Genomic DNA, 8,981 nt, shown 5'->3' with positions numbered 1-8,981 from the left:
ACTTTTTATTTTTAAAATTAAGTTATATTTATAAAAAAATAAACCAAATGCCTTTACAGCAAATGGTTTGTCTACGTTCTGAAACAAACAAAATGCTATAAGAGCATTTTGTTTGTTTTGATTTGTGAAGCTTATATTTCAGCATTAAAGATGAAATTCACCCGCGTTTGAACCGGCAACATTACCAGTGACTAAAGCGCTTGTGATATTATATCCGCCTGTGTAACCATGTATATCTAATACTTCACCGCATAAAAATAACCCTGGTACGTGTTTTGACATCATAGATTTAGGGTGTATTTCTTTTAATGACACACCACCACCAGTTACAAAAGCTTTATCGATGGGCAACGTTCCATTGACAGTAAAAGTAAATCCTTTAAATAATTCAACTAATTTATTAATTTGTGCATTTGAAATATGGTGAGCAGTTAAGTCATCACTAATTTGTGCTTGTTCAATAATGAATAATAAATAACGTTCTTCGATTAACCCGTGCAAACTATTTTTAATATATTTGTCAGGTGTATCTTTTAATATATTTCTAATTTGTGCTTCTAATTGAGCGACACTCAGATTTGGAAAAACATCAAGTTGCATCTGAATCTCTTTTTGTTTTTGACTTTTTTGCTCTTTATATACAAATTGACTACATCTCAGTGCGGCAGGGCCACTTATACCAAAATGTGTGAATATCATATCCATTTGATGTGTGATACGTTGTTTGCCATTCTTTTTTAATACGGATAGTGCAACATCTTTTAAACTTAATCCTTTTAAACGTTTATTCTTAATAAATGGTTCAGAAGATGTTATAGGGACTTCGGTTGGAAATAATTCTGTAATTGTATGCCCTAAATGTTTAGCGAATTTATAACCATCTCCAGTAGAACCAGTTTTGGGTACACTAGTACCACCAGTCGCAATAATAAGACTCTTACTTTCAAATTGTTGTTGATCATTTAGCATAACTTCAAACGTTTGTTGGGGCGTATATTCAATAGATTGAACAGTTGATTCTTCTTTAACGTCGACATTATTTTGTTGTAACGTATGAATGAGTGCATCTACCACGTCTTGTGCTTTATTAGATACTGGAAACATACGACCATGATCTTCTTCTTTTAAACCTACACCTCTGGATTCGAAAAATTGAATGATGGATTCATTATCAAATACAGAGAAAGGGCTATATAAAAACTTTCCATTACCCGGTATGTTTTTAATAATTTCATCATAAGGAAGGCGGTTAGTAACATTACAGCGGCCACCACCAGAAATTTTCAGCTTGCGACCCAATCCTTTTTTCTTTTCAATTAATAAAACATTTTCACTATTTTGACTTGCTGCAGCGGCAGCCATGAGTCCACTTGGCCCACCACCGATTATAATTGTTTGATACATTTTATTGCCTCCCTTAGCTATATAGTGTTATTTTATAGTAATATACTTTTGAAAAAAAGTAGTTATAACGTTATTATTAAAGTTATGAGTGTAAAAATTAATTTGAGATAGGAAGATCTGAATGAGTGAAAGTAAAGAATTAGTGAGGGGCACCTTTTTAATTACGCTTAGTATTTTGATTACTAAGGTTTTAGGTGTTATATATATTATCCCATTCTACTCGATTATTGGTGGAGAGGAAAATTTGGCGCCTTTCAACTATGCATACACCCCGTATAATATAGCGATTGCTATTGCAACTGCGGGCGTCCCATTAGCAGCGTCTAAATATGTATCTAAATATAATGCAATGGGCGCATATAGGGTAAGTGAGAAACTGTACAAATCAAGCTTTCTTGTTATGACTGTAACAGGATTTATAGGATTTTTCATCTTATATTTATTAGCTCCAACAATTGCATCTATTACTTTAGCAAATAAAGCAGGTGCAAATGGCGGATGGTCAGTAGATGAAATTACATGGATTATTAGAATTATTAGTATGGTAGTTATCTTTATTCCGCTACTTGCTACATGGCGTGGTGTGTTCCAAGGTTACAAATCTATGGGACCGACGGCAGTGTCAGAAGTTATCGAACAAATCGCACGTATACTATTTATTTTAGTTGGTAGTTATTTAGTACTTAATGTATTTAACGGTAGTGTACTTGCAGCTAATGGTATTGCTACATTTGCAGCGGCTGTAGGAGCAATTGCAGGGATTTTCACGCTATGGTATTACTGGAGAAAAAGAAAGCCTAATATTGAAAAAATGGTTGCAACGGATACAACGGGTATCGATGTATCATACGGTAAAATGTATAAGGAAATTATTTCTTACAGTATCCCGTTCGTCATTGTGAGTTTAAATTTCCCATTATTTAATTTAGTCGATCAATTTACACATAACAGTGCACTCGGTTTAGCTGGCGTTCCAAGTCATATGCATGACTATTTCTTTACAATTTTAAACATGACGACAAACAAAATTGTGATGATTCCAACAGCATTATCAGCAGGTTTTGCAGTAAGTTTAATTCCATTTATTACGAAAACTTATGCAAAGGGTGAATTGCATGAGATGCACAGACAAATGCGAACGTCGTTAGGTGTTTTAATGTTCATCACAGTACCTGCAAGTTTAGGTATTATGGCATTAGCGTTACCATTATATACAGTCTTTTATAGTTATAATGTTGATGGTAGCCAAATGCTATTCTACTATGCGCCAGTAGCGATTCTAATTGGTTTACTGAGTGTAACAGCATCTATGTTACAAGGCATTGATAAACAAAAATTAACAGTATTTGTTATATTAGCAGCAGTTGTAATAAAAGTAGTATTAAATACGCCATTAATTTTAGCGTTCCATTCTGCTGGTGCGATATTAAGTACGGCAATTGCATTGTTATTTGCAGTATCATGTAATCTGTATATACTTAAAAAACACGCTAAATTTGATTTTTCAGAAACATGGTTACACTTTGGTAAAATATTCTTATATAGCTTAATTATGATGATATCAGTTGAGTTAACATTCTTTATCTTACAATTATTTATTTCAACACAATCTAAATTTGGTTCGCTGATTATAATTATTGTTAGTGTAATTGTAGGTATGTTAGTTTATGCTAGTATGACAATGAAGACAAGACTTGCAGATCAGTTTTTAGGTGATATTCCACAGAAAATTAGACGTAAGTTAGGTATTGCAGAATGAGAATAGATAAATTCTTAGCTAATATGGGCGTAGGAACACGTACAGAAGTGAAACAGTTATTAAAAAAAGGCAATGTTACCGTGAATGATAAAAAAGAGAAATCACCAAAAACTCAAATCAATCCAGAAACGGATATTGTAAGCGTCAATGAAACGCAAATTCAGTATATAGATAAAATCTATTTGATGTTAAATAAACCAAAAGGGTATTTATCAGCTACTGAAGACAATAATCAACAGACTGTTATAGACTTAGTAGATGAATTTAGATATTTAGAACTATTTCCAGTTGGTCGTTTGGATAAAGATACTGAAGGGTTATTGCTCATCACGAATGATGGGCAGTTTAACCACCAATTGATGAGTCCAACAAAGCATGTTTCTAAGACATATGAAGTGATTTCTGAAAAAACTATTACAAAAAATGATATAGAATCCTTTAAAACGGGTATTGAATTAAATGAGGGATTGGCGAAACCTGCTCAATTAGTTGAAGGTGATGAAAAGAACAAATCATTTGTCACAATATACGAAGGAAGGTATCATCAGGTTAAGCGTATGTTTCATGCTATAGATAATGAAGTTTTAGCTTTGAAACGTATTAGCATTGGCGACTTAAAGCTAGATTCAGCATTAGCGCCAGGAGAATTTCGTCATTTAACTCAACAAGATTTTAAACAATTAGGATTAAAATAATGAAGAGGTGTTTTTATGTCAAATTTATTTAAAGCAGTATTAGGTATCGGTGGAGCAGCGGCTGCAGTTGTTCTTTCTAAAAAAGAAAATAGAGATAGATTGAAAGATGAGTATGGCAAATACAAATCTAATCCAGAATCATATAAACAAAACGCGAAAGATATCGCTAGTCAAATTAGTTCAAAAGCAGGCGAAACTTATAGCGAAGTAAAACAAGATCCTAAAGGTTATGCTTCAAAAGTAAAACAAGACCCTAAAGGTTATCTTAAAGATCAAAAAAATAATTTCAAAAATAGTGTTAAAAAAGAAGACGTAGAGATTGAAGAAGCTAGATTCGATGATGAAGGCGGAGACCCTTCTAATAATCTACGTGTCGTAACTGAAGAAGAATTAAAAAATAATAGTAATAAACGTGATAATAAATAGTAAATTACTATTTGGCGACCTAGTTCATTTTAATGAACTAGGTTTTTTTATACGTGTGTGGCAGAAATTTATATTTTTAACAAGATTTCGTCGTATGAACCCAGTCCGGCAAAGCAGACTAGAAAATGGAATACAAGCGCTGAAGCGCTTTTTCAATTCAGTCAACCACTGCCAAATTAATCATTGAGGCTGAGATATGTATTTTATCTCACCTCTTTTTTATGTTAATACAGTTTTTGAAATATATTAATATATATAGGTTGAACTGTTTTATCTGTTAGCGAAACAGTTGGAATTTTTAAAAAATAATGACATCTCACTGTAGTTTCTGCCACACATCATGTAAAATATTAAATATATAAGTTTGGAGAAGGAAGTGGATCACAAATGTGGAAAGACAAAGTGAAAGAATATGAAGATCTAATCATTGAAGATTTGAAAGGTTTATTATCTATTGAGAGTGTTAGGGAAGATAATAAAGCATCAACAGAATATCCAGTTGGACCTGGTCCACGAAAAGCCTTAGATTACATGTACAAAATAGCTGAACGTGACGGATTTGGCACACATGATGTAGACCATATTGCTGGTCGAATTGAAGCGGGTACTGGAGAAGATGTTTTTGGTATATTATGCCATGTTGATGTCGTGCCTGCTGGAGAAGGTTGGGATTCTGACCCATTTGATCCAGTTGTGACAGATGATAAAATTATTGCAAGAGGTACGCTTGATGATAAGGGACCAACAATTGCAGCGTACTATGCAGTTAAAATATTAAATGATATGAATGTAAATTGGAAAAAACGTATACATATTATAATAGGCACTGACGAAGAATCTGATTGGCAATGCACTGAGCGTTATTTTGAAACTGAAGAAATGCCTGCTTTAGGATTTGCACCAGATGCAGAATTCCCTGCAATTCACGGCGAAAAGGGTATTACTACTTTTGATGTGATTCAAAACGAAAAAGCAGAAGACCAAGACGAGCCAGAATATGAATTAATTTCATTCAATTCAGGACAAAGATATAATATGGTACCTGATGAAGCTGTGGCGAATGTATCTGTAAAAGAAAACATGACTGATGTCATTCAAAACTTCGAACAATTTGTTCACGAGAACAATATTGAAGGGGAAAGCATCGTTGATAGTGGCGTACTTGTATTAAAAGTTCAAGGAAAAGCCGTACACGGTATGGATCCTTCTATAGGTGTTAATGCTGGTTTGTACTTGTTGAATTTCTTATCTAGTCTAGATTTAGACAAAACAGCAGCTAATTTCGTGAATTTCAGTGAAAAATATTTATTTAATTCTCATTTTGGAGAAAAAATGGGTATGAAATTCCACACAGATGTTATGGGTGATTTAACGACGAATATAGGTGTCATGTCTTATGACAATGTTGAAGGTGGAACATTTGGTGTTAATTTAAGATATCCACAAGGATTTGAATTTGAAGAAGCAATGACGCGCTTCAAGAGTGAAGTTCAACCACTTGGATTTTCAATTGAATTAGGTAAAAACCAAACACCGCATTATGTAGAAAAAGATGATCCATTCGTTCAAACGTTAGTACAAGCCTATAGAAATCAAACAGGTGACGAAACAGAACCATACACAATTGGTGGTGGCACATACGCACGTAATTTAGACAAAGGTGTTGCCTTTGGCGCAATGTTCAGTGATTCTGAAGATTTAATGCACCAAAAAAATGAATATATCAGTAAAAAGCAATTGTTTGATGCGACGAGTATCTACTTAGAATCACTATATACTTTGTGTGTGGAGGAATAAATATGACGAAAGTATTAATAAATGAAAGATTACTAGAGGAAAAAGATGCAAATGTAGCTTATAACGATAGAGGATATGTATTTGGTGATGGTATTTATGAATATATAAGAGTTTATGACAATCATCCTTTTACTGCCAATGCGCATTTTGAAAGATTATTAAGAAGCGCTAAAGAAATTGGCTTAGAATTAAACTATACAGTTGATGGGCTTATAGAACTTGTACGAGAACTGATAGCTGCTAATGGTATCGTTAATGGCGGCGTATATATTCAAGTGACGCGTGGTACTGCGCCGCGTGATCATGCCTTTCCTACGCCATCAGTAAAAGCGAATATCACAGCTTTTACAAAATCTTATGACCGTCCATACAAATTATTAGAAGAAGGCATAAATGCCGTAACAACTGAAGATATCCGTTGGTTAAGATGTGATATAAAAAGCTTGAATTTATTAGGCAATGTATTAGCAAAAGAATATGCTGTTAAATATAATGCACAAGAAGCAATCCAACACCGTGGTGAAACTGTTACAGAAGGATCTTCGAGCAATGTTTACGCAATTAAAGATGGCGTGATTTATACGCACCCAATCAATAACTATATTTTGAATGGTATTACGCGTATGGTAATAAAAGAAATTGCTGAAGAAAAAGGTATTTCTTTTAAAGAAGAAACGTTTACTTTAGAATTTTTGAAAAATGCGGATGAAGTTTTGGTTTCAAGTACATCAATTGAAGTGATGCCAGTTGTTAAATTAAATGGTGAAGCTGTAGGTGATGGAAAAGTAGGACCAATCACTAAATCGCTACAAGAAGGATTTAATAGATATATTGACACGCATAGTTAATAATTTCAATAAATGGATAGAAAATGTAACATATATTAAGGTCAAATTATGTTATAATTCTTACTGAGCCGTTTAATAGAATTCCATAAAGGTATGGAATCAAAATGTGAATTTTAATTTCTCATTTATAGTTGAAATAAAGTATTAAAGATTATAAAATCTTTTATAAGTCGTGAAATTTGGAAGTAAAAAATTTCACAAAAAAAGATAGAGAAATATTAAATTAATACTCTGTTAAGAGCTAATTTATGATATGATGTAAAAGTTATTGTAAATTAGCTCAGATAGTATGAGTATTAATAAATTAAAAAGAACTTGAACCATGATGGGACAATGTGTTAGTCATAAAACTTGAGGCTGCACAATTTTGGTTGGAGTTTATAATTTTGAATTAAAAAATTATTATATATGGCTCTCGAAAATTCTTTTCAGGAGCCATTTTCTAGTTGAAAGTGAGGTGAACGTGTTGGAGCAGTTTTATCAATTAGGATGGACGCTTGATTCAGCAGGTGGTGCATCTGGTGAAGCTTATATGGCTGAACAGGATGGGCAGAAATTATTTTTAAAAAGAAATTCAAACCCCTTTATCGCAGCCTTATCTGCTGAAGGTATTGTGCCAAAACTAGTTTGGACGAAACGAATCGAAACTGGAGAAGTTGTAACGGCGCAACATTGGAAAAATGGTAGAGAACTTACTTTCAATGAAATGCATGAACAAAGAGTAGCTAATTTATTGAAAAAAATTCATAGTTCTAGAACACTATTGAATATGTTAAAACGAATGGAAATGGAGCCGATTACACCAGATATTTTGTTAAATAAAATTAACGCTTCATTATCTAGAGAAGTTTTAACGCATCATGTAGTAAGAAAAGCATTAACGTATTTAGAAGACCATATGCCTAATTTAGATCCGCGTTTCTTTACCGTTGTACACGGCGACGTTAACCATAATAATTGGCTATTATCAGATCGTGATGAGCTTTACTTAGTTGATTGGGAAGGCGCGATGATTGCTGATCCTGCAATTGATTTAGGCATGCTGCTATACAATTACGTTCCTGAAAAGAAATGGCCTCACTGGTTAGATGTTTATGGAACTAAAGACTCAATGGACTTACAAAAACGTATGAAATGGTATACAGTTATTCAGTCTATAGGTATGGTCCAATGGTATGAAGAACAAAAGCGCTACAAAGATATGAATATGTGGCTCAAATTCTTAAATGAAGTAATGAATAACAATGCTTTTATATAAGGAGTTATCAGAATGAGAATGCGTTACAAGCCTTGGGCAGAAGATTATTTGAAATCACATCCTGAACTAGTGGATATGGATGGTAGTCATGCAGGGCATATAAGTGACTGGTTTGATAAAGACCAAGAGATATACATTGAAATAGGATCAGGAATGGGACAGTTTATTACAACACTTGCCGGACAAAATCCTGACATAAATTTTATTTCTTTAGAACGAGAAAAAAGTGTAGTAGTTAATATTGTAGATAAAGTTAAAGAACTTGGTCTTACAAACATTAAATTGATTTGTAACGATGCACTGGAGCTCAATGAATATTTCAAAGATGGCGAAATTGATCGCATATATTTGAATTTTTCAGATCCATGGCCTAAAAAACGACATACTAAACGCAGATTGACGTATCATACGTTTTTAGCACTGTATAAGCAAGTTTTGAAAGAAGACGGAGAACTTCACTTTAAAACTGACAACAGAGGTCTTTTTGCTTATAGTTTAGAGAGTATGTCTCAATTCGGCATGTATTTTACTAAACTCAATTTAAATCTTCATCAAGAAGATGACGAAGATAATATAGAAACTGAGTATGAAAGAAAGTTCTCTGACAGAGGTTCAAGAATTTATCGAATGGAAGCAAAGTTTCATAAAAATTTATAATGATTTTCAAATGAGAATGTGACATAAATATCCCATTCCCAAATTAAAAGCAGCAATCTATTAGTTTCTAATGGATTGCTGCTTTTCTATTTAAAACATTTCGATTTTGAAAGCATATGCTTGCCTGGGGTATGGGA

Annotated in this window: 8 protein-coding genes; 7 read left to right on the top strand and 1 reads right to left on the bottom strand. The window is 33.2% G+C overall.

Going from position 1 to position 8,981, the window contains the following annotated elements:
- Positions 1–144 precede the first annotated feature (144 nt).
- Positions 145–1,404: an NAD(P)/FAD-dependent oxidoreductase gene (locus AST02_RS13970; RefSeq protein ID WP_046465601.1), complete on the bottom strand. Its 1,260-nt coding sequence runs from the start codon at positions 1,402–1,404 to the stop codon at positions 145–147.
- A gap of 121 nt (positions 1,405–1,525) precedes the next feature.
- Here AST02_RS13970 and AST02_RS13965 point away from each other — a divergent pair, with 121 nt between their 5' ends.
- The 7 genes from AST02_RS13965 to trmB all read left to right on the top strand — a co-directional run bounded on the left by AST02_RS13965 (position 1,526) and on the right by trmB (position 8,844).
- The gene (locus AST02_RS13965) at positions 1,526–3,163 is read left to right on the top strand and encodes a putative polysaccharide biosynthesis protein (protein WP_069818276.1); all 1,638 of its coding nucleotides are present in this window, start codon (positions 1,526–1,528) and stop codon (positions 3,161–3,163) included.
- Entirely contained in the window at positions 3,160–3,858 is a 699-nt protein-coding gene (locus tag AST02_RS13960) for a pseudouridine synthase (protein WP_069818275.1), read from the top strand. Before AST02_RS13965 ends, AST02_RS13960 begins: the two co-directional genes overlap by 4 nt.
- Positions 3,859–3,873: 15 nt before the next feature.
- Positions 3,874–4,284: a YtxH domain-containing protein gene (locus tag AST02_RS13955; protein ID WP_046465598.1), complete on the top strand. Its 411-nt coding sequence runs from the start codon at positions 3,874–3,876 to the stop codon at positions 4,282–4,284.
- 387 nt (positions 4,285–4,671) lie between these two features.
- Positions 4,672–6,081 carry a dipeptidase PepV gene (gene pepV, locus AST02_RS13950; RefSeq protein WP_069818274.1) on the top strand — a complete coding sequence of 470 codons (1,410 nt, stop codon included), beginning with the start codon at positions 4,672–4,674 and terminating at the stop codon, positions 6,079–6,081.
- Between the two features lie 2 nt (positions 6,082–6,083).
- The gene (gene dat / locus AST02_RS13945) at positions 6,084–6,929 is read left to right on the top strand and encodes a D-amino-acid transaminase (protein WP_069818273.1); all 846 of its coding nucleotides are present in this window, start codon (positions 6,084–6,086) and stop codon (positions 6,927–6,929) included.
- A 466-nt stretch (positions 6,930–7,395) separates the two neighbouring features.
- Positions 7,396–8,187 carry a phosphotransferase family protein gene (locus AST02_RS13940; protein ID WP_046465595.1) on the top strand — a complete coding sequence of 264 codons (792 nt, stop codon included), beginning with the start codon at positions 7,396–7,398 and terminating at the stop codon, positions 8,185–8,187.
- Between the two features lie 12 nt (positions 8,188–8,199).
- Entirely contained in the window at positions 8,200–8,844 is a 645-nt protein-coding gene (gene trmB / locus AST02_RS13935) for a tRNA (guanosine(46)-N7)-methyltransferase TrmB (RefSeq protein ID WP_046465594.1), read from the top strand.
- Positions 8,845–8,981: the final 137 nt, after the last annotated feature.

It is taken from the genome of Staphylococcus equorum (assembly GCF_001747895.1).
Lineage (GTDB): Bacteria > Bacillota > Bacilli > Staphylococcales > Staphylococcaceae > Staphylococcus > Staphylococcus equorum_A.
Note: the sequence above shows the minus strand (reverse complement) of the source record. Positions and strands in the feature narration are given on the sequence as shown.

Bases quoted from the DNA above. Each gene is read 5' to 3' on its own strand.
- AST02_RS13970 (WP_046465601.1), bottom strand. From the start codon at position 1,404: ATGTATCAAACAATTATAATCGGTGGTGGGCCAAGTGGACTCATGGCT.
- AST02_RS13965 (WP_069818276.1), top strand. From the start codon at position 1,526: ATGAGTGAAAGTAAAGAATTAGTGAGGGGCACCTTTTTAATTACGCTT.
- AST02_RS13960 (WP_069818275.1), top strand. From the start codon at position 3,160: ATGAGAATAGATAAATTCTTAGCTAATATGGGCGTAGGAACACGTACA.
- AST02_RS13955 (WP_046465598.1), top strand. From the start codon at position 3,874: ATGTCAAATTTATTTAAAGCAGTATTAGGTATCGGTGGAGCAGCGGCT.
- pepV (WP_069818274.1), top strand. From the start codon at position 4,672: ATGTGGAAAGACAAAGTGAAAGAATATGAAGATCTAATCATTGAAGAT.
- dat (WP_069818273.1), top strand. From the start codon at position 6,084: ATGACGAAAGTATTAATAAATGAAAGATTACTAGAGGAAAAAGATGCA.
- trmB (WP_046465594.1), top strand. From the start codon at position 8,200: ATGAGAATGCGTTACAAGCCTTGGGCAGAAGATTATTTGAAATCACAT.